The organism is Bacteroidota bacterium, assembly GCA_041658205.1.
In the GTDB taxonomy this organism is placed as follows: Bacteria; Bacteroidota; Ignavibacteria; order UBA10030; family UBA8401; genus UBA8401.
Genome location: JBBAAO010000001.1, coordinates 425,028 through 447,159 on the forward strand (window position 1 = coordinate 425,028; position 22,132 = coordinate 447,159).

Consider the following 22,132-nt stretch of genomic DNA (forward strand, 5'->3'; position numbering starts at 1 on the left):
CCGAGAATTTATCTCGGCTTTTTCTTTTCTGGTAGCTTAACTTGCAGTAATTTTCTCAACGCTTCTTTTGTTGTAAGTGGGAATAAGGATATAGTCTTTTCATTCGTTGTCTTTTTCTCTCTGCTTTCCTTTTGTAAGCGTTGAGTTTTATGAGTCTGTGTATTTAAGTCATTTTCCTTCAAAGCCTGCTAATGCCTTTAATGTTCGTTCGTGATCATCTATTTTTCTGTTGTTATATCTGAAATCAAATTCAGCAAGGTATCTATGGAGATGTTCTTTGCTAATGTGGTGATATACACCATTCACCCCGCGCTTAAATATACTAAAAAATCCCTCAACAGTGTTAGTATAAGCATCTCCGCGAACATATTCATACTTGCTATGATTTACAACATCGTGGGATGCAAAATTGTTTCCAATGGATTTATATGCGGCTAATTCGTCCGTCATTAAATTAGCCGTAGGATGAATGTTTTTCGTTAGCACCTCTTTAAGATTTGTACCCGTTACATTGGGAACAACAAAAGAACGCACCTTACCATTACGCTGAACCAAAGAAACAACGGGAGTTTTATTTTCCATGCCTGTTTGATTAAACGCTCTTCGAGATTTCCCACTTACGTGTGTTTCATCCGCTTCAACAATACCCTTCATCTTTGTAAAGACACTTGTACCCATTGCGTAACGAATGCGATGAGCCATGAACCACGCCGTTTTATAGGTTACGCCTAATTGACGATGTAATTGGTGAGCAGAGAAACCCTTCTTAGAGCAACAAAGCAAAGTAATTGCCTGCAACCATTGGGAAAGCGGGATATGAGAATCTTCAAATATAGTTCCTACCGTAACCGTGAATTGATTGCTACGTTTTGCTTTTCTGCAATCCTTACAGCGATACAACCCTTTGCGGATTTTCTTCTCTGCGTTAGCTTCTACCTTCACAACTGCATCACCACCACAGCAAGGACAGCATACGCCATCAGCCCACCGTAGAGACTCAAGAAGCTCTCTTGCCTCATCTTCTCTGCCGTAGTCCTTAGATAATCCCTTGAGAGTCAAAATCTTATCGTCTGTTGTTTTTTGCTTTTTCATAAGTTTAGCGTTTGATATTGTGATAAAAGAGTCTTACATAAAAGCCCACAATCGGAGGAATTATGCCAAGCCTGTTTAACCATCAATTCACGATCCAATTTGGCAAGGAACCATCTGCATATTTAGCGTTAATGGCAACAAATTTAGCACATACGCAGGCATTAGCCCATCTCACGGCTCAACTGATTTGCCAATTAAATCCCGAAAAAACTTTGCAATCCGTTTTACGAGATTACGATGAAAAGATGCGTGATGCAATGAACGAGATACATGCCGACTTTGCAAGTCGTTATCTTCAGTAGCAAACCATTTTTTCGGCAGTGGGTAAATGTGGAATTTTACTACGCGGCGTTTCTTTGATTTATTCTTTTTCATTTTGAATCTCCTTCACTATACGATATTTGATGTGGTTTCTCAAGTATACAATTGCCCAATTATGAGTAAAAAGAAACACACTGCAGAAGACATCATCAATAAACTTCGAGAAGCTGAAGTTTTGCAATCAAAGGGACAATCACTGGAAGAAGTGGTGAGACAATTGGGAATTAGTTCAGTAACGTATTACAAATGGCGAAAAGAATATGGAGGTCTTCGAGTCGATCAGGCAAAACGATTCAAGGAGATTGAGCAAGAGAATCAATGGCTACGGAAAGTGGTAGCAGATCTAACGATTGATAATTCCATTTTAAAGGAAGTCGCACGGGGAAACTTTTAAGCCCGGCCAAAAAACGTCGGGCGGTGGAACAAGCACAGGAAGCATTGGGATACTCAGAACGTCGTGTGTGCGCGGTTCTAGAACAACCCAGATCAACACAGAGGCAAGCACAACAGATCAGTCAAGAGCAACAGCAACTGAAAGCGCGCATCACAGAGCTAGCATTAGAATATGGACGATATGGTTATCGCCGAATAACAGCGTTGCTGCGTTATGAAGGCTGGCGTGTGAATCATAAGCGAGTCGAGAGAATATGGCGTCTGGAAGGCTTAAAAGTGCCGAAAAGACAACCCAAACGACGACGGTTGTGGTTCAACGACGGATCCTGTATTCGCCTTCGTCCAACGCACCGGAATCATGTGTGGAGTTATGATTTTGTTGCTGATAAGACAAGTAACGGAAAAGCGTTACGGATGCTGAACATCATCGATGAGCACACAAGAGAATGTTTGAGCATTCACATCGGCAGAAAAATCACCGCCAATGATGTCGTTGAAGCGTTAGCAAAACTTTTTGTAGTTCGAGGCACTCCGCAATATATCAGGTCAGACAATGGACCGGAATTTGTCGCAGAGATTGTTAGAACGTGGTTACATAATGTTGGCGTGGAAACACTGTTCATCGAACCAGGAAGTCCATGGGAGAACGGTTATATTGAATCGTTCAACGGAAAGCTCAGAGATGAATTATTGAATGGAGAAATCTTTGATACAATGTGTGAAGCTGAAGTTATCACAGAACAATGGAGAAAACATTACAACACAATTAGGCCACACAGTAGTTTGAAGTATCGTCCACCAGCACCGGTAACTTTTTATCCACTTCAGATTGCCAATGCCTGAAGAAATTTATTAACTTAGCATTGGTACATAAACTGGGGGCAGATCATTTTTGCCGAACGAAACTTTTGGCTTGGATACTATTGAGGCGCAAAGAAGGCTGTTGTTTGTTGGTATGACGAGAGCATTAAAAGAATTGTATTTAGTTTCGGCTGTTGAATGGGAAGGGCGTGTTTTAAAAAGCAACAAAGCAGATATGAAACAATTCAAATTCGTATATTGGAAAAGAAAATATACAGCCAAAACTTCTAAATTCGTTGAAGAAATTCAAAAATAATTCAAAACCAAATGATCTTAAAAAAAGCAGTAATCACGAATTTTCGTGGTATGAACGGTTCAATTGAAGTTAATTTTGGTCTATTTAATTGCATCGTTGGACAAAATGATGCAGGGAAATCTACCATTCTAAAAGCGTTAGATGCTTTTATTAACGATAATGGACCAACAAGAGCAGATTATAATGTTACTGCACAAGATAACCAAATAGCGGTTGAATTGTATTTCGATTGTCAAAATAATGCATCTTTACTAGGCGAAGAGATTCCTACTACAATTGAAGCAGAAGAGTTAACGAATCAAGATAATTTATTGGTATTGAAAAAAGTATGGAGGATAACGGACACAAATATTTCAAAGCCAAAAACTTCTATTTTGAGAAAAACATATGATGGCAATAATGATTTTGTTTTTAAGACAGAACCCCAATTAATGGTGCTTTGTAACACTAAGAATATTCAAACCGTTAAAGGAAATGGAGAAGAATTTAACAATGTAGAGAAAAGACAAAAACTAAGAGAGCATAACGCTCAAAATGCTATTGCGTTTACTTATGAAGAGGAAGAGATTCCAACTTCAGGCACTGGTAAAGCAAAAATAATCGGTGATGCAATTAAGAAATCTCTTCCTGCTTTTCAATATTTTAAGGCAGATACATCTTTATCTGATACTGATACTGCAATTCAAAAATATTTCAAGGATATGGCTTATCGGCTAATTGAAAGTGATATTGATACCGATAATTTAGAAACTGAAATAAAAGAAAAATTAGGTGATGTTCTTAAAAAGATAACCGATAAAATAAATGAAGTTGTTAGTTCAACTGAAACAGTTGAACCTAAAATCGATTTTGACTGGAGTAAATTAATATCAACATCATTTGTGAGCACTTCATCAGGTAACAATATCCCATTAAGTTTAAGAGGCGACGGGTTTCGAAGAATCACTATGATGTCATACTTTGAATATTTGGCTGAAACACAAAGAGCAATTGCTACACAACAAATTATTTTTAGTTTTGAAGAACCGGAAACATTTTTGCATCCATCAGCCCAAGAAAACTTATTTGAAAAATTAAATTTGCTTACCGAAAATGGTTATCAGGTTATTGTTTCAACTCATTCATCAACTATTGTTGGTAACTCAAAACGAGAGAACATCATTCATATTTCAAAACCGAATAATATTTATACGATAAAACAAAACGGTATAGATTATAAAGAATTAGCGATTGATTTAGGAATAAAACCAGACAACACGTTCACGCCACTATTTTCTACGTCACGATTGCTTTTTCTTGTAGAAGGAATTGATGACGTAACTGCAATGCATCATTTAGCAACTCTTTATAAGCAAAACGGATTAATATCTCATACTTTTGATGAACTTAACATAAATATCATACCAATTGGAGGGTGCGGTGGTGTAAAACATTGGGTGAACCTTGATCTATTTACTAAACTTCAAAAACCATTTTTCATTTTTTTAGATAGCGATAAGGATAATGCAGCTTCTATTTCAAAAAATCTTACAGATTTAACAAATTACGGATTAACTCCAACAACAGATTTTTTATTGACAAAGAAACGATTGTTGGAGAATTATATACATCCAACTGCGTTACAAAGATTAGTTCCCAATGTTGTAATTGCATACGGCGATTTTGATCACGCAAAGCACATTTGCAGAGATTATCCTGATGATGCTATTAGAGGTAGAATCGGTGGCAGTAAAGTGGCGGAACGTCATTTTTGTAATCTAACATACAATGAATTGCGATTAACTTGGTTTGATGGAACGAACGATGAGTTTGTTGATTTGTATAATGCAATACTCGCTAAATTAAATTAAAAATAACTATGCCTACACTCCATTTCAAAGGTAAAACCTTCGTACAAAACTACCATCTTGCAAATATTGTCAGTTCATGAACATAAGTTAATAGTGACATCTTCAATGTTAAAACACGAAACCACTCCGAAAGTATCTGCCGTATATCATCGTGATTTGATATTAAATAATCTCAAATTAACAAAATCTACTTTATCTAACTTGTTGTTGCTTTTGGAATACAATAAAAAAGAGTTGATCTTTGCTACAAAAATATACGACGAATCTCTAAGAAAATATCAGAAGTATCTAAAAAGGAAAAATACAAAGGCAAGAAAAATGTTGTTAGCATTTTCATCAATTAAGATGCATATGTATAACGATAAACAGATTATATTTCGTCATAATATTCAACAAATACAAAAAGCAATTACTAAAATTGAATATTCTGAAACAAACAAAACATCTAAAGAGTTCAAGCCTATTGAATGGGATGATACATTAGTAGCTTTAGCAGCATATTTAATTGCCGGTGTAAATAAAAGGATTTTTAAGCAAGGGAATGAACAGGCAAAGAATTATGCTTTGCAGAAATTTTCTTATAAGGGTAAGGGGATTAATAGAGGATCTCTTTCAACATATATGAAGCGATTTGCTAAAAATGAGTTAAGTGATACAACAGCTCAAATCAAAGGAAAACTTATGATGAAGTAATTATTTGGTAACTTTTAGGGAATTCCAATAAATAGATTCTTTACCAACTTGTGAGCGTCAATTGATAGCATAACAATCAAGAAACGTTCACAGTAAAAACTCGAATTTATTTCTGATTGCTGTTCAACAGAAATAAATTCGAATTTATTTATCTAAAGAATTGTGACTTAAGTGATAATTATTACTGGATAAACATTTTATGATAAATAAGAAGAAACGACATTACACTCCTATGTCCGATGCGGATAGGGCAATACGTTGGTTTAACAAAGGATTTGAAGCTAATGAAAATTCAAATTATTGTCTTGCAATCAAATACTATCAAAAGGTTATTAAATTTTGTCCTAAATTTTCAAAATCCTATTTCAATATTGGTATCGCACAATCTGGATTAGGAAACATTGATGAGGCAATTAAAGCATATGAAAAAGCCATTGAAATCGATCAAAAATATTCTGAGGCATATAATAATTTAGGACTTATTTATTACGATAAGTATGATTTTGACAAAGCTATATATCATTTTGACAAAGCAATTAGACTTGATCCGAAAGATTACATAGCCTACACCAATTTAGGAATGACATTTAACGAACTAAAAGAATTTGACCAAGCCATTATTTGTTTTGAAAAAGCTGTTGAGTATAATCCGAAATATTCAGACGCATATTGTAAGATGGGAATATCGTATGGAATGAAAGGAAATAACGAATTAAATATTCAATTTCAATTAAAGGCGATAGAATTCAACCCTAAAGATGTATACGCATACTACCATTTAGGACTTGCATTTAAAGGCAAAGGAAATACTAATAGGGCAATTCATTGTTTTGAAGAAGTTATTAAAATTGATCCACAAGATGCCTATGCATACAATGAATTGGGATTAATTTATAAGAGTAATGGCAATATTGAAAAAGCAATTCTTTGTTATAAAAAAGCAGTCGAGATTGATTTTGAATGTTCAACAGCTTTTTACAATTTAGGTCTTGTTTACGAACTCAAAAATAATTTAAGAATGAAAATAAGAGTGTTTAAAAAAGCAGCATATCAAGGCAGTAAAGAAGCACGGGAATGGCTTACTTTGAATAATTATTCTTGGGTTTAATCTTACAAAATCAATGAAATCAGAGACCGAGTGAATTAAACTCTGATTTTTTTCATTGAAATTAGAACACAAACAAGAAACTTGCAACTAAACCAGTTATCAGTGAAAAAAAATCTTTCGATTTACAGAAGAGAAAAAATTACGGTAGTGAAGTCTTTAGAAAACGATGGTATTTAATCAAAATCAAAGAACAGTCAAAAAGCAGGAATACTTCAACCATTGAGATTAAAATTTAAAAAAAATTTCAACATTACTTTGCTCTCATATTATGGTTATTTTCTCTAACCTTTATTAAGACAATAGGTGCTCCATCGGTATTATGAAAAAGAATCATTAGGAGATTGATCTTTTTATCGTCTATTTCATATTCATATTTTTTAACATTGTCCATAATAACACCTCATTAGATAAATGACAGACACAGTGAATTCCCGCAATTATCAGAATAACCGCCCTCAATTGCAATCAGTAATTCCCGTACCAAATTCTCACAGATTGATCAATAGTCAGATAAAAAAAACAATCAGTAGAACTCAAAAGACCCCACTACTAATTAAGTTAGAAAAAAGTTAAGCGCATATTGACAGGGTTAGATAATTTTACTACTTTTGATTCGTAATTGTTCTTTGATTTTTAATTTATGCGGTAAATTGGAATACAGGTCGCCTACCTTTTGGAACGGCGAAGGCAAAACAGAAGAAATAAACAGCCTAACATCACAGATAACAGTATAGACAGATAAACAATCCAATTGTTTATAACCTATAATTTCATCTGGGATGTTGGGCTTTTTTGTTTTTAGTCCATCCGGGTGATGGAAAGATTGTAGCAATATGTTACTCCAATCGCTTTTTGATGTAGACATAATTCGAGATCCTAAGCTCTGTTCGATTGTTGCATATGGGCTCGTAAATGCAAAATCTGTTAAGTCAACACAATTCCTTTGTGATGATGAACCAATCCTATTACTACCTTTTCAAGTAGCATTTCTCTATGAAGATATTGGCAGATTCTTCAGTATGCAAAAAGAAGAATTTCTTCGGAAGATCGATAAACTATCCGCAAAGATGAATGTCATCATCGAACGGAAAGAGCACTATGTTCTAATCAAATTCCTGGAATTTGGTATTAATGTAACTTCGTTATATTTCATACCGGAACAATTAGAAGGGCAAAATATTACACTTTCTCAATGGTTGGATGAGGATATCCAATCATTTTTATCCAATCGATCATCAAGTTACCTGAAAAACACAAAAATGATCATCAATAATTTTATAGAATTTACTGGGGACAAAACAGTAACAGCGATTACCACCAGAGACTATGATAGATTTGTCCAGTCTATGCGTGAAAAAAAGTCAATCAATGTAACCAGCATTAATGATTATACTAGGGCATTAAAAGCGTGTATCAGGAGAGCATTCAAAAAGGGGTATATTGAAAAAGATCCTTTTAAAGGATTGAAACAACTACCCGAAAAGTCTAAACAAAAAATAATTTGGGGAAAAGATGAATTGTATATGTTGTTACATCATGATAATTTACCTAAATGGATGAGTGATGCAATTAAATTAGCGTTATTAACAGGAATGCGTCGGGGGGAAATTGCAAATTTATTATGGGAAAATATTAACTTTGAAGAACACGTTATTACGGTTACGAGTACGGAAATACATGATACTAAATTCAAAAAAACCAGAAATATCCCAATAAATCGAGAAATAGAAGGTATTCTGAATGTAATCAAAACAAACAATAGAGAATGTGGAATCGAAACACGATTTGTTATCTGTGATGATAAAGGGGTGAATATTGATGGAGGCAGGTTGCAAAAAAAATTAAAGAAAATTACCAACCAGCTTCAATTAAGAGCAGGATTAAGTTTTCATAGTTTTCGCAAAACATATGCCACTGAACTAAGAAGAAAAGGAGTCCCACAGTATGTAATTTCACATTTGTTAGGCCATGCTAGCGAGAGAGTTACGCAATTATACCTTGGTGTCCCAACAGATGAGATGGTGTCCGCAATGCAAGAAATTAAACTAATTGATTTTCAGTAAGTAATTTGAAACATCGAAGAAATTTACTATATTAATCCATCATAAAACTTCTAACACAATTTCTAACACTTTTTGACGATATAAGTAAACCAAAGTACAAGAAATTGGTGGAAAATAAGTGAATTTCTTCAAGGGCGTTTAGCTCAGCTGGTTTAGAGCGTCTGCCTTACAAGCAGAAGGTCCGCGGTTCGATCCCGTGAACGCCCACAAAAATCCCACCCGCTTTCAGCACAGTCACTACATAAATTCCAGAGGACATATGAAAAAACAGATCGCACTGGTCATTGTTATGTTCTGTTTCACCGCAGTTATCATCAACGCACAATACAAGAAAAAGACAGTTTCATACGTTAAAAAAATTCTTTCTGCTTCGTCATCGGGACTCGATCAGCGTCAAAGCGATTATATTTCGTCCACAATCGGAAGAAGTGTGCAAATGGAGCGTTTTAATTACGCTGCGCTTCCAGATAATATCATCTCTCAATTTTCAACCGAAACATCTCAGATGAATTCTGTTTCCCCCGAAAAGGTTCGTCCAATTATTGAAAAAACGCTTGCGCCAAAACTTCTTGAACTTCTTGACGTGAACAAGGAACTGTTGAGTAAGCAAAACCTCAGTGAAGCTGATCGTAATACATTTCTTGCAACCAAAGCACAGTCCGCAGGACTTTCTGCTACACAACTTGAATCTATCTTGAATTCAGGATTCTTTTTTGTTCCATTCGTTGAACAATATTCCAGAACAACAAGCCGCGGAGAACGTGAGATCAAAAATGATGCAGGGAAAGTGGTCCGCAAACAAGCTTATACAACCTACTCTCATTCGATGAAAGTGGGACTATTGTGGTACAGACTAAAAGTTGATAAAGCGAATAATGCAACTATTTCATTTGTCGGAACGGCGAAAGGGTGGGGAAATGATGCCATTGTCCGTTCCGAGGATCAAGATGATGGAGTAGATGGCACAGCAGATTGGGATGTATTTACGTCGGTGGTGAATATCAGTGCGGTAAATGTGAATAATGAAACAAAAAAAATGGAAGATTTTAAGTTAACCGGCGGTGTGACGGAAACTTCAGGATTTGGAATTAATCTCAATCTGGGATCGCGCGAAGGTGTAGGGCTTGATGATTCGTATTGGGTGGAGGAGTTGGTAGAAGACGAGGCGGGAAATATTAAAAAAGAACGACGTGGTTTCGTGAAGATTAGAAAAGTCGGGAACAATAAAAAGAATGAATCTGACGTTTCGTATGCACAGACAATTACCGGATCTAATTACTCTCCCGGTTTAAATGTTACAGAGATCCCGCTTATCGGTATTAATGGTATCGGCGGATTTGGAAAGATTCCGATAAAGATTTCAAATTCTAAAAATGTATTCATTTTTCCGGATGGGAAAACATTCACCCTACGAATAGATGAAGATTATTCGGGTATGTTTGGACCCACTGCAGCACTACAGGCGAGTCTTGCAGGAGCAACCAATGTCTCCGAACTTTGGCTGAACATGAGCGCAGCGCTTGGATTTCCCAATATGACGGGAAAATTCATTTTTAAAGATTACTCTTCATCTCCTTTGAAGGATGATAGTTCAAAAAATGCCGGTCCAGGACTCGGGGGATATGTTGATGTCGGACTTCTCAAAAAATTCTATCTCCGCCGATTTGGATTGATTCTTCAAGCGGATATGCGTTATAATCTGACCTATCTCTCAGATGTTGCCAAGGATAAGAATGGTGATGATTTAACATATTCATTAATGCACACAGCGTTTGGATTTGATGCGAAAGCGGCTCTGGAAATTTATATAACGCCTGAGTTTTCGATCGGCGGTGGAGCTGAATATTCCGGTGCACCTGTCCATAACGAATGGAATGTTACCATTACCGATAAAGATAAGAATGATACGAAATTGGAAAATGCCAAAGGTCCGGAAGTGAAATACTCAGGACTTGGGTGGTTCGTTTGGTTCAACTATTCGCTCCCGTCGCTGAATTGATCCTTGTCAGTCAAGTGTAAATATTTTTTAAGATATTCTATAATATTCTGCAGATAATTGACGAAACCATCTCCTCATAATTTCAAAATAATAGAGCCTACTATGATTAATTATATTTTTCTTGCAACAATCGTGATAGCGACTTCGGTTATTGCTCAGGGAAATCTTCCCGAATCGCGTCAAGCGACATTTGTGGAAGCAGTTACTGCAAATGAAATACTTATCAAAGCAAAAGGGCTCGGCGGTAAATCTGGAATGTTCGGATTTAAAGAAGAGGAATCAGTAAAATTGGCTGAGATTGATGCCCGAAAAGCTGCGGTCTATTTTGTTCTGTACGGTGGAGCAGGACTTGACGGTCTTGTCCGTAATGAAGATGAGAAACGAAAATTCGGCCTGATGGAACAGGAATTTTTTGTTGCCGATAATGTGCAAAAATTTATTGCATGGGAAGCAAACAGTTTTGACAGTCGCGTGAAAATTGCCGGCGGGGAGAAGATCCGAATTGAAAAGCAGTTTCGCATTAACCGTGCAGCGATACAGACATATTTGATCGATAAACGAGTTATTGAAAAATTAGAGGATATTACAGAAGAGCTTGGCATGCCAACACTCATGGCATTGCCTGAAGTAAAACCGGGTCAAAATCCGTTAAATGAACTTCGTTCAAATAGCGTATTAAAACAAGGCGCATCAGTAATTGAATCGTACTTGACGCAAAAAAAATATAATGTTGTTTCACCAGAACAAGCGGCGCAGATCTACGAACAGCAAAAAGCACAGTTGAACCTAAAAGGACATGAAGAAGATCTTTCGTATATGATTGCTCTTTCGGTTGGAAGTGATATTTATGTTTCCTATACGATCACTATTGATACGCGTAACGTTGGTTCTACCGAAGTACGAAAAGTGACTGCTTCAGTGAAGGCGTTTGAGACAACAACCTCACGCGTTCTTGGCACAGAAACCGGTTATAGTGAAGAATCTGCTGCGCCGGCTACTGCTCTTACAGAAGCGGCAATGACCAACGCACTCAATAACGTTATTTCTCGGATCAATGCGTATTGGCAAGAAGACATGAAAAACGGCACTCCGTATAAAATTATTTTCACCATCCTCGGTGATTTTGATGAAGATACTCGATACGATATTGCCGATGCAGCTGCGAAGACGTTAAAAAAAATCGCCAACAAGACGAAAGAAAATGTTTCTGCCGATAAGACAATTGACTATATCGCTTGGATCCAGGATAAAGATATGCAGTCTCCTTCCGCGTTGTTTCGTGAATTGAGGAGAGAATTCAATAATAATTTTGCGCAAGGGAAGTTAAAGCAGGTGACACTGAACCGGAAGTTGATTGTCGTTGGGGTGGAATAATTTTATGATATCCTTCGATACGTCTCGATTAAACAACTAATCGAGACTTGCTCAGGGTGAACAAAATTTTAGTGTTTCGATGAAATTTCTACTGGAGTGTTTATGAAATCAAAAATACTATTTATTTTTTTAATCACTTCATTTGCTTTTTCTCAAGTTCCAAATTGGTATTCCACTCACACTCATCCTAAATACCCGACAGCACAATTCATTATTGGAGTGGGCACTGGTGGAAGCAACAGCGCCGGAATAGATGCAGCAAAAAAATCGGCGATGGCGGATATTGCATCGCAGCTTCGCATTCAAGTCCAGTCTGAAATGAAAGAATTCACACAGAATTTATCCGTGAATGATGATGAACAAGTGTATTCAGACTTCAAACGTCAGTCACGGACAGTTGTGAGTGATGAGATCACCGGTGCGGATGTGATTGAAACAGTCGTCGATGAACAAAGCGCAACAACCTATGCGTTGGTGGTTTTAAATAGAGAGAAATACAGTGGAAGTCTTCGCGCAGAACTTGAAAACGGTTGGAAACAGGCAAGCGATCTTCGTGCAGCAGGAAATGATTTTTTTGCAAAAGGAAAACTGATAGAAGCTATTCAGAGTATCAATCAGATTAAACAGATAATTGCACCGTTATTGGCAAAGCAGATATTGCATAACGCGGCAGCGGCCGCCCCGTTCACATTTCCTTCTGTGTTTAATCCGGCCGCATTACAAGGAGACATCCGGACATTTTTAGCGAACGTGAAAATGGAAAAGAAAAGTGGCGATAATCAAAAAGGGAAGATCGGAGAAAAATTCTCAACTTCCTTTATTGTGACGGTAAAAGCCAATGGTGTTGCCTGTTCAGGTATCACGGTTGCTTTCTTGATTGACGAAAAGAATAAACTTGGTGAGTCCATTACTGATGAGAAAGGGGATGCGTCCTTCTCAACTATTGTGAGAAGTGGAAATGGAATCAAAGCAAAGATAGCGTTGCCTGGACTTGGAAGAGAATTTGAACAGAATATCAATTCTTCTGCTGTTGTGTTTTCATGGAATGCACAAGCTTCGGATAAAGCATTCTCCATCACTGTGAACGCCAAAAATAAAAAACTTGCTGAATCCGTTCAGTCCAAACTTTCATCTGCTATAACACAGATTGGATACAAAGTAGTTACTATGTCCAACAATACTCTTTCGATAGAAGTGACATCGGGAGTGCCGGGGAAGATTGAAGGGATGGCTGGGACACTCTATAATATTACCCTTGAAGCAACAGTGCATCGTAAAGATAATGCATCCAATTCCATAATTGGTTCAGCAACATTTTCTGCTAAGGGAGTCGGCTCATCTGAAGATGAAGCGATGATTAAAGCGGCTAGTGCTCTGAAGATTGAGCAAGCTGCATTATCGGAATTACTCCAGAAATAAAAATAAGATAACCTTGCGAAGAACGTAGAACTCACCTCAAAAACACAAAAACAACGGTCATTCTGAATCCCGATGCAATCCTGAGCAAAGCGAAGGATATCGGGATGAAGAATCTGAAAAAAGTATCAGATTTGCCGACATCATTTTGTATTGTGCGGCACTCCGTACTGCGGAGCTTCGCTGCGCTTAGTATAAAAACATCCAAGGCTTGCTCAGAATGGCAATAGTTTCATTTTTGAGATACTTCTAAAAACTTCGTACCACAATTACCTTCGCAAGCTTTTATTTCTTCGTCCTTCTTTCCTCATTAACATCCAACATATTTTGATTGTTTCCATACTTTTCATACTTTTGCAGGAAGAGATAGTATTGAATAGGTAAGTACGACCTACAAAAAAATAAATTTGTTTCACTTTCCTTTTTCCGACACCAAAATAAATCATCGTGATTTAATCTTCGATATGGTAAAGTCTGTTTATTATAGTTGTGCACTCATTTTGGTGTTAGCAAATATCGCTTCGACTCAGATTGATGGATTACATGATATCTGGAAATGGTCGCATTTCACTGTGTATGAAGGACTCCCTTCCGATAAAATTGTGAGTGTCGTTGAAACGACAGATTCAACAGTATGGGTGTTAACAGAAAATGGCATTGCATGGTTTGACGGATATCGCTGGCATCGTATGGGAGCTGAGCATGGATTGCCGGAAGGAACGCCTCAAAAAATATCGACAGGGAATCATGGAAAATTATTAGCAATTTGGGAGGGGAAATTATATATAGGAGACCAACGCAGATTCCAAAAAATGATTTTTCCCGGCGGTTACACAAATGATAGTGTGTTACAAGCTTGCAAACATGACGATCATTCCATCCTTGTTAAAAAAATCAACTCGTTGATAGTAATTCGTTCTAACGATGCGGCAGTGATTTCTGTGCCTCCTGAATATACATACTGTAAGATTACGACAGACTGTATATGGTATAACACAAAAAAAGAATTTATGAGAGTGACCGGAGTTGGATCCCGTCACATATCAACAAAAAATATTTATGTCTACCCTCTTGCTCCACGGGTGATTGCTGAAAATGAAAAAGGGGAAGGAATCATTTCCTTCGATGCTCCCAAAGAATATATTGGCATCGGAGAATGGTCCAAAGATAATGTGTTGCAATATTCCAAAACTGAACGTGGCATTTCTGTTCGATCCATGGATATGTTTCCCAATGGTGACGCTCTGGCTATTTATGAAACAGGGGATGTTCATTGGCGACACGAGGGAAAATGGATTGATATTCAGCCGATCCCAGCGCAAATGCTTAATGCCAGTGTCATCCGTTGCAGAAAAAATGGGGATTTTTGGATCGGTTCTGAAAACGGATTGTTTCTTTTTCGCCAATCATTTAATCAATGGGAAAAATTATCCTATCCTTTTTCCGACCCAAGGAATATTGTGATGGAATTGTTCCAGAGTTCACGGCAGGAAATGTGGGTGGGAACAATTGATGGAGTTGAGGTGATTGCGAAAAATGGAACACGACGACACTTTCCATCCATCTTAGGAAAGAGAATTGGTCTTGTCACCGGCATCAATGAAGATGTGCATGGAAACATTTGGATATCCAGCGGTTCGGAATTTTATGGCGCATATCGATGGGATGGAATTCGATGGGAGCATGTTGGTGTAGAAGCAGGATTTCATCAAGTGTATATCCATAAAATTCGAAAAGGAAAAAACGGAGATCTCTATTTTTTGTCCCTCCGATACCCGAATAAAGGAGATGGAGTGTTTGTGTATCGCGGAGGGAAGTTTTCCAATATTGGAGTTGCCGACGGACTATTAGATGGAAGAGTGTATGCATTTATTGAGGACAACAGCGGGGGTAGCTGGTTTGGATCACAGGAGGGATTGAGTCGGTACAAAAACGGTCAATGGAAGCATTGGGGCAACGTTGAATTTAAGATGATGCCAAAAGTATATACGTTAGCGCTGGATCATCAGGATAATGTCTGGTTCTCAAACTATGCGGCAACACTCGGCTTTATCGATCGGAATGATTCGATTCATTGGCTTTGGCGATGGACTGGCCCACAAGAGTTCAGTCAAAAAGTGTGGGACATTCAATGCGATAGTGCCGGTGTTGTTTGGCTGGCAACAAACAAAGGACTCCTCAAATACCAAGATTCTGTCCTGACTTCCTGCAACAACGGAGCAGGTAAGAATATCCGCGAACTTCGTGTTGCGCTGCCATTGAAGAATAAAATTTATGTTGGTGGACACGGAACGGGTGTGAGTGTCTATTATGGTAAAGAATCCGAAGTACCCTTGAAGATAGAAGTTGAGGAACCGTTTATTGATAATGACGATGCGCAAGTGGAATGGCATGTCTATTCTTTTTGGGGAAGCGTGCCGTCACAAAATATTGAGACACGGTATAAGATTGATCAAGGATCGTGGTCAGATTGGTCGCAAGACCGGAAAAAATATTATGACCAATTATCGTACGGCCAGCACTTACATGCTGTACAAGCAAAAGATCGGAACAGCGGAACGATTTATACAAGCAGCGTAACACAATTTGAAATACCACTTCCGTTTTATCTGAGACCGATATATTACATTCCATTTGTAATGCTGTTGGCGATGGTACTGTTTCTTTTTCAGCATAATCTCTCTCTTCGCAGGGATTACACTGTGACCATGCAGCAGAATAGAGAAAAGATCGCCCGGGATTTGCACGATGAGATTGGGAGTAGTCTTAGCGGAATTGCGCTGGCAACACAACTAAAAGCACGCGACGGAAAATATTCCGAAAGCGATCAAAAAGAATTTCAGGAGATTGGGAAGTCCGCATTGCAGACGGCAAATGCCATGCATGACATTGTCTGGTTCATCAATCCACAAAACGATTCGATGGAAAACCTGATCATAAAGATGAAAGAAACGGCAGCAACATTATTGAGGATGGTTGATGTGCAGTTTGATATTGACAATCCGAAGATGATATACCTTTCCCTGGAAGCTCGTCGTCAGCTCTTTCTTGTCTATAAGGAAGCGTTGAATAATATCGCGAAACATGCGAATGCGGCGAATGTTCAAATACGATTATCAACGCAACAATCGGACGTTACGCTCTTGATTCAAGATGACGGGAAGGGATTTGATCCGACAGAGCAGCAATCAGGTTTGGGATTGCCGTCAATGAAAGAACGTGCCGACGCATGTAAGGGGAAATTGGATATTCTTACAAATACCAATGGAACAACAATTGCGCTCACCATTCCGTCAACTAATAACCACGAAATCTCGTAGTTGCTATTATTCATAAATCTGAATACTCTGTTACTGTGAATGCAATTGCTAACATACAAGCACGCTCTGTGTCGATATGGATTGTTGAAGACAACAAAGTATATCGACAAAATCTTACGAAAGTACTGTTAGACGAATCGTGGATCTCTCAATGTAAAGCATTCGAATCGGGAGAGCTTGTTCTGGAAGAATTCCAGAAAGAGACTCCTCCCGACGTGCTGCTCCTCGATATCGGTCTTCCGGGAATTGACGGAGTAACGACACTAAAACGCATTAAACGAATTTCTCCTTCCACAAAAATTCTTATCCTCACAATTCAAGAAGATAAGGAAAATGTCTTCCAAGCAATCTCCAGCGGTGCGGATGGTTATCTTTTGAAGATCTCCACTATAGAGTCAATCATTCAATCCATTGAAGAAGTGTTGATGGGAGGGTCGCCAATCAACTCCTATATTGCTAATAAAATTCTTGCCGTTTTTAAAAATAATACCAACTCTTCCTCCGATTATGCTCTGACAGTCCGGGAGAAAGAGATTCTGGAATTACTCGTTCATGGCATTTCTCGTAAAAAAATTGCCAGCTCACTCTTCCTCAGTTATCATACCATCGATTTTCATATCCGCAATATCTATAGCAAACTGCAAGTAAATAGTCTTCCAGATGCTGTCGCCAAGACGATTCGAGAAAAAATCATCTAACCATAGATATTTTATTTTTCTGCTCTGGAAAAACTACGAACTTTCGTAGTTTCACACCCCTTCTCGAATGCGTATACTAGCACACCCTTTGCAGGTAACATTGATGCATGTTTTTTCATTTCAATGAAAAAATAGTTTGATCCTAATTTTTTAAGGTGAGACAAAAATACCCACTTCTGGGTATTGTATGTAATTGCAAAGAGGAGTTAATTCTACAGTCAATTCCTGTGGGCATTACTATGAAAAGGAAAAAAATATCGAAGAGAGAGAAAGAAATTCTTTCCTTGATATCTCAAGGATTAACAGCACCTCTTATTGCCCAAAAACTGAACCTCAGCGAACACACGGTAAAGACTCATAGAAAAAACATGAAGAAGAAATTGAATGTGAAGACTCTTGCCGAAATGGTTTCGTTAGCCATCACGAAAAACGTCGCCTAATATTATTTTCGAAAAACATTTTTATTATTCTGTCCGATTTTAAGACAAATTTATCCACAATTAAAAAGGTAAAACTTCTATGAACACTCTTCTACGTTTTTGTTCGGCAGTTTTCTTTTTGGTTACGTTCATGACGTTATCCATTGCTCAAAACCGCGGATTCCAAGTGAGTACTCCGGAAGGAGAGCAAAATGGTGAAGACGAAATCGGAACGTACTATGCGTTATTGATCGCGACGCAGGAATATTCCGATCCCAGCATTAATCCATTGGCGGAACCGGTGAACGATGCGACAAAATTAAAAAAGGTGTTACAGGATAACTACGGATTTGCCGAAGACAATATTACCTTTTTGAAAAATCCGAAACGACGCGATATTTATTCCACGCTCGAAGCGTACGTTGACAAGATCTCCGAAAAAGATAATCTCTTAATTTTTTATGCCGGTCACGGATACTTCGATGAGAAACGCGGACAAGGATACTGGCTTCCTTCCGATGCACAACAAAAAGTTCGCGATATGTGGATCTCCAACGGCGACATTCGCGATTATCTGAAAGGGATCAAAGCAAAACATACCATGCTCATTAGTGATGCATGTTTCTCCGGAGGTATTTTCCGGACGCGCGATGCATTCTCCAACGCAAATGTTGCGATGCAGGAACTGATCAAGACACCAAGCCGACGAGCGATGACGAGCGGAACATTAAAAGTTGTACCGGATAAAAGCGTCTTTGTTGAATTTTTGATTAAAAAATTATCTGAAAATAAAGATGCCTTCCTGAATGCACAAAAATTATTTGCCAGTATTCAAGAACCGGTGGTAAATAACAGTCCGAACAGACAAATGCCACAATATGGTGTGATTCAGGAAGTGGGAGATGAAGGGGGCGATTTTGTATTCGCGCGCATTGGGGCTTCCTCTGCTCAATACTCCGATCTGATCATTAATACCGGTATGGTACAGGATGTTGATGTATTCTTGAATGGAAAATCGATAGGCAAAGCATCACCCACATTGCGAATTCCGAAAGTAAAATTTGGAAGCGCAGAGATTGAAGTACGAAAGACAGGATATAAAAGTGCAAAATCGACTATTCAAATTGCATCGGCGGAAGAAAAAAATATTGATCTCACGATGGAACAGATCAGGTTGTCGGGATTGAATATCGGATCATCCGTTCAGGTGGATGGGAAAGTAACCTTAAACGGGAAACCGATTGGTGAATTAACCGAATCAAAAACTATTCTCACTCTAAATGATGTTCCATGGGGCGAGTATACCGTGGAGGTGAATGCTGAGGGATACAAACCGTTCCGTGAAAAAATTGTTCTGAGTGAATTCAAACGGTACGATGTGCTGGCAAAACTAAAACCTGCAACAGCTTTGCTTGCATTGAATGGAAAAGTAAAATCAAAAATATTCCTCAATGATCAGTTTTTCGGTGATGCTCCTGCGAAAAATGTTGAGATTCCAATTGGGCATCATACGCTCCTTGTTACTCGAGCAGGTTATGAAGAATTCGAACAATCCTTCAGCGCTCGTCCTGACCAATCATTAAAGATCGATTATCAGCTTGTTCCGAAAACTGCTTCAAGCGCCATGGTGAAGTCCATGATGTTTCCCGGTGGCGGTCAGTTTTATCAAGAACGGGATGGGATGGGATATTTCATTCGTGTATCATTTCTTGCCGCTGCTGGAGGTGCTCTCTTCACTGTGAATAATGTGAATGGAAAAACCGATAAATTTAATACCGCAACACTATTATATAAAAAAGAGACAATTCCATTATTAATTCCGGCGAAAAAGGCTGCGTTAGTGAAGGCATACGATGATCTTCAAAACGCGAAAGATCAGCGGATGCTTGCACTTTCTGCACTTGCGGGGACTTATCTCTATAACATTCTTGATGTCTACTTGTTTGAACCGGATTGGAATTCCACTCCGGATAATCTTTCGCTGCATGTTGTTCCGCAACAGAGTGGCGGTCAGGTGATGGCATCAATTTCCTGGTAACTCCTCTTAGTACATTTTGCATTTCTCATTCTGCGTAAACGGGGTGAGAAATGTCAGTTTTTATTAAAGAATCAATGTTCAAAAATTCTTGACTCCTGTATCGTTGGAAACAAGAAAATGATCGTGGTAAATAAGTTTGTCACATTTTATTTATAAAGGTAAACAATGAAGTTCACATCAATTCTCCTCTTCGCATTCGTTTGCACGCTCTTTTTTAGCTGCGAAAAAGAGCAGGATCTTTCCTCTATTAATAATGCGATTGATCCTTCCAGCAAAGATTACATTAAACCTGTCACCACCTTCGGCGGAACATTGAATGACGGTATGACTATTTCCGTTTCGTCGGTGACAGTAGCTTTCACCGGTACACGCGATGTTATAGCATTCCAATATGCATTGGATGGCGGAGCATGGTCACCCGATTTTTCGGAAGGACAATTGACCGTATCGGATCTTGATGAAGGATCACATACCGTTTCTGTCCGGGCAAAACATAAGGATGGAACATACGAGGAGAATCCGCCAAAAAGGACATTTATCGTTAACGCCATTCCGGCACAATCCATTTGGTTCTATCCCAGAGCGCTGAAAGTGTCGACCGGACAAACAATAACTTACCAGATTCGCGGCGAGGAGATTAGCAGTGTTGCCGGTGCAAAACTGACATTCACCTACGATCCATCCCAAATTGAAATTGTCTCTGCAAACGATCTTACCGGCTCACTCTTTAAAAAGAACGGACTTGATGCAACAGTGCAGTTACTGACCCCATCGAGTGGTAAAATGGTGATTAATCTTGCATTGCTGGCACAGCAAAAAGGAGTAGCAAAACAGGTAACTGGGAGCGATGTGATACTTTCCTTATCTATCCGTGCAAAAGTCAAAGCCGATGCAATCATTACCTTTGTGAAAGCAGAATCTTCATTGCGCGATTCGAACAATGTTCCCCTCGGGTTAAATGAGATGGTGAATGGGAAATTGGTAATACAATAGAAAAGCAATTGAGAATTGATAATGGATAATTGAGAATAAATGTAATTACGCAGGCACTTTTTCACGAGCGACAAAAGTTTAAATATTTTATCAATCAAGTTATAAGGAATATCAGATGAAATCACGTTTTCTTTTTTTATTAGTAATGCTCTCATTACTGTCTGTCGGTTCTTATGCAAAAATTTGGATTGTGAATAATAATGTTGGGCAATCATCGGATTTTACGACACTGGAATCCGCAGTTGCAGGTGCAACTGCTGGTGATACACTCTATCTCATTGGATCAACGACAGGATATTCTGGATGGGGAACCGGTCCATACATTACCATTGATAAAAAACTGACACTTATTGGACCTGGATATTTTCTTTCATCTGTTGCAAGCACAATAACAAATTCCTCCTTTATTGTTGATGCACTTTACATAACGTCAAATGCAGGCGGAACAACGGTGATGGGTATCGTTTTCAATAATTATATTCTTATCTCTGCAAACAATGTTCTGTTTAAGAGAAATTCTGGTATAACAAGTACTGCCAGACCAATTCGAATTGGGCAAGCGCCAAACGGTGGAACTTCTGCAATTTCTAACGTTATAGTGACACAAAATTATATTTACAATTCGTCAAGTGTTTCAGCAATTGACGTGACATCTGGATGTAATAATATCACTGTTTCAAATAATTATATCCAACAAGGAGTTGCAGTTGCTGATCCTGTTTATTCGCCGAATGCTACAGTTGATATACGCAACAATATATTGTGGGGGGCAAGTCAAATGCGGTTGGGAGCGGGAGTATTGGAAAATAATATCATCACAACATCATCAATTTCAACAGGTACATCGATTGCTCGAAATAATATCTGCGATGGAAGTCCACTTCCATCAGGTAATAACAATAAGCTAAATATCGATTTAAGCACTGTTTTAGTAAATAATCTCGCAGTTTATAGTTCAGGTGATTCTTGGATGCAGTTGAAATCAGGTTCTCCTGCTCTTGCCGCTGGTTCTAACGGCGAAGATTGCGGCGTGTTTGGTGGGAGCGATCCATATGTCCTTTCCGGTCTTCCACCTATACCTCTTGTTTATTTCTTTAGTGCATCTTCTTCCGGGTCAAATTCTTCAGGGTTACCAGTAACAATTAAAGTGCAAGGGAAAAATTAATCTCACTGAAATTTGTTAACGATAATAGTATGATTATGAGACTTTTCAAGACTTTCCTTTTTCTCCTTCTATT

17 protein-coding genes and 1 tRNA gene are annotated in these 22,132 nt (G+C 38.2%); 17 read left to right on the plus strand and 1 reads right to left on the minus strand.

Annotated features, from left to right (window positions below; all coding sequences use genetic code 11):
* Positions 1–168: 168 nt before the first annotated feature.
* Positions 169–1,092, minus strand: coding sequence for an IS1595 family transposase (locus WDA22_01685; GenBank protein MFA5832163.1), 924 nt, complete (start codon positions 1,090–1,092; stop codon positions 169–171).
* A gap of 62 nt (positions 1,093–1,154) precedes the next feature.
* Here WDA22_01685 and WDA22_01690 point away from each other — a divergent pair, with 62 nt between their 5' ends.
* The 17 genes from WDA22_01690 (at position 1,155) to WDA22_01770 (ending at position 22,059) form a co-directional block, all read left to right on the plus strand.
* Entirely contained in the window at positions 1,155–1,394 is a 240-nt protein-coding gene (locus tag WDA22_01690) for a hypothetical protein (protein ID MFA5832164.1), read from the plus strand.
* A gap of 134 nt (positions 1,395–1,528) precedes the next feature.
* A protein-coding gene (locus WDA22_01695; GenBank protein MFA5832165.1) for an IS3 family transposase occupies positions 1,529–2,649 on the plus strand; the annotation gives its coding sequence in 2 pieces (ribosomal slippage) (positions 1,529–1,793 and positions 1,793–2,649; 1,122 coding nt in all).
* A gap of 49 nt (positions 2,650–2,698) precedes the next feature.
* Positions 2,699–2,923 (plus strand): hypothetical protein, encoded by a 225-nt coding sequence (locus WDA22_01700; protein MFA5832166.1) that lies wholly within the window; start codon positions 2,699–2,701, stop codon positions 2,921–2,923.
* 11 nt (positions 2,924–2,934) lie between these two features.
* The gene (locus WDA22_01705) at positions 2,935–4,773 is read left to right on the plus strand and encodes an AAA family ATPase (protein ID MFA5832167.1); all 1,839 of its coding nucleotides are present in this window, start codon (positions 2,935–2,937) and stop codon (positions 4,771–4,773) included.
* A 105-nt stretch (positions 4,774–4,878) separates the two neighbouring features.
* Positions 4,879–5,466: a hypothetical protein gene (locus WDA22_01710; GenBank protein ID MFA5832168.1), complete on the plus strand. Its 588-nt coding sequence runs from the start codon at positions 4,879–4,881 to the stop codon at positions 5,464–5,466.
* A gap of 199 nt (positions 5,467–5,665) precedes the next feature.
* Positions 5,666–6,574 (plus strand): tetratricopeptide repeat protein, encoded by a 909-nt coding sequence (locus tag WDA22_01715; GenBank protein MFA5832169.1) that lies wholly within the window; start codon positions 5,666–5,668, stop codon positions 6,572–6,574.
* 833 nt (positions 6,575–7,407) lie between these two features.
* Positions 7,408–8,637, plus strand: coding sequence for a tyrosine-type recombinase/integrase (locus WDA22_01720; protein MFA5832170.1), 1,230 nt, complete (start codon positions 7,408–7,410; stop codon positions 8,635–8,637).
* Positions 8,638–8,769: 132 nt separating this feature from the next.
* Positions 8,770–8,844 (plus strand) — tRNA-Val (locus WDA22_01725).
* A gap of 52 nt (positions 8,845–8,896) precedes the next feature.
* Complete coding sequence (locus WDA22_01730; GenBank protein ID MFA5832171.1) at positions 8,897–10,636, plus strand: hypothetical protein; 1,740 nt, start codon at positions 8,897–8,899, stop codon at positions 10,634–10,636.
* A 102-nt stretch (positions 10,637–10,738) separates the two neighbouring features.
* Positions 10,739–12,010, plus strand: a complete 1,272-nt coding sequence (locus WDA22_01735; protein ID MFA5832172.1) for a DUF6175 family protein — start codon at positions 10,739–10,741, stop codon at positions 12,008–12,010.
* A 102-nt stretch (positions 12,011–12,112) separates the two neighbouring features.
* Positions 12,113–13,429 carry an LPP20 family lipoprotein gene (locus WDA22_01740; GenBank protein MFA5832173.1) on the plus strand — a complete coding sequence of 439 codons (1,317 nt, stop codon included), beginning with the start codon at positions 12,113–12,115 and terminating at the stop codon, positions 13,427–13,429.
* A gap of 461 nt (positions 13,430–13,890) precedes the next feature.
* Complete coding sequence (locus WDA22_01745; protein MFA5832174.1) at positions 13,891–16,746, plus strand: ATP-binding protein; 2,856 nt, start codon at positions 13,891–13,893, stop codon at positions 16,744–16,746.
* A 35-nt stretch (positions 16,747–16,781) separates the two neighbouring features.
* Entirely contained in the window at positions 16,782–17,444 is a 663-nt protein-coding gene (locus WDA22_01750) for a response regulator transcription factor (protein ID MFA5832175.1), read from the plus strand.
* 239 nt (positions 17,445–17,683) lie between these two features.
* On the plus strand, positions 17,684–17,884 hold the full coding sequence (locus WDA22_01755) for a helix-turn-helix transcriptional regulator (protein ID MFA5832176.1): 201 nt from the start codon (positions 17,684–17,686) through the stop codon (positions 17,882–17,884).
* 79 nt (positions 17,885–17,963) lie between these two features.
* Positions 17,964–19,901, plus strand: coding sequence for a PEGA domain-containing protein (locus WDA22_01760; protein ID MFA5832177.1), 1,938 nt, complete (start codon positions 17,964–17,966; stop codon positions 19,899–19,901).
* Between the two features lie 165 nt (positions 19,902–20,066).
* On the plus strand, positions 20,067–20,894 hold the full coding sequence (locus WDA22_01765) for a cohesin domain-containing protein (protein MFA5832178.1): 828 nt from the start codon (positions 20,067–20,069) through the stop codon (positions 20,892–20,894).
* 115 nt (positions 20,895–21,009) lie between these two features.
* Positions 21,010–22,059, plus strand: coding sequence for a hypothetical protein (locus tag WDA22_01770; GenBank protein MFA5832179.1), 1,050 nt, complete (start codon positions 21,010–21,012; stop codon positions 22,057–22,059).
* Positions 22,060–22,132 lie beyond the last annotated feature (73 nt).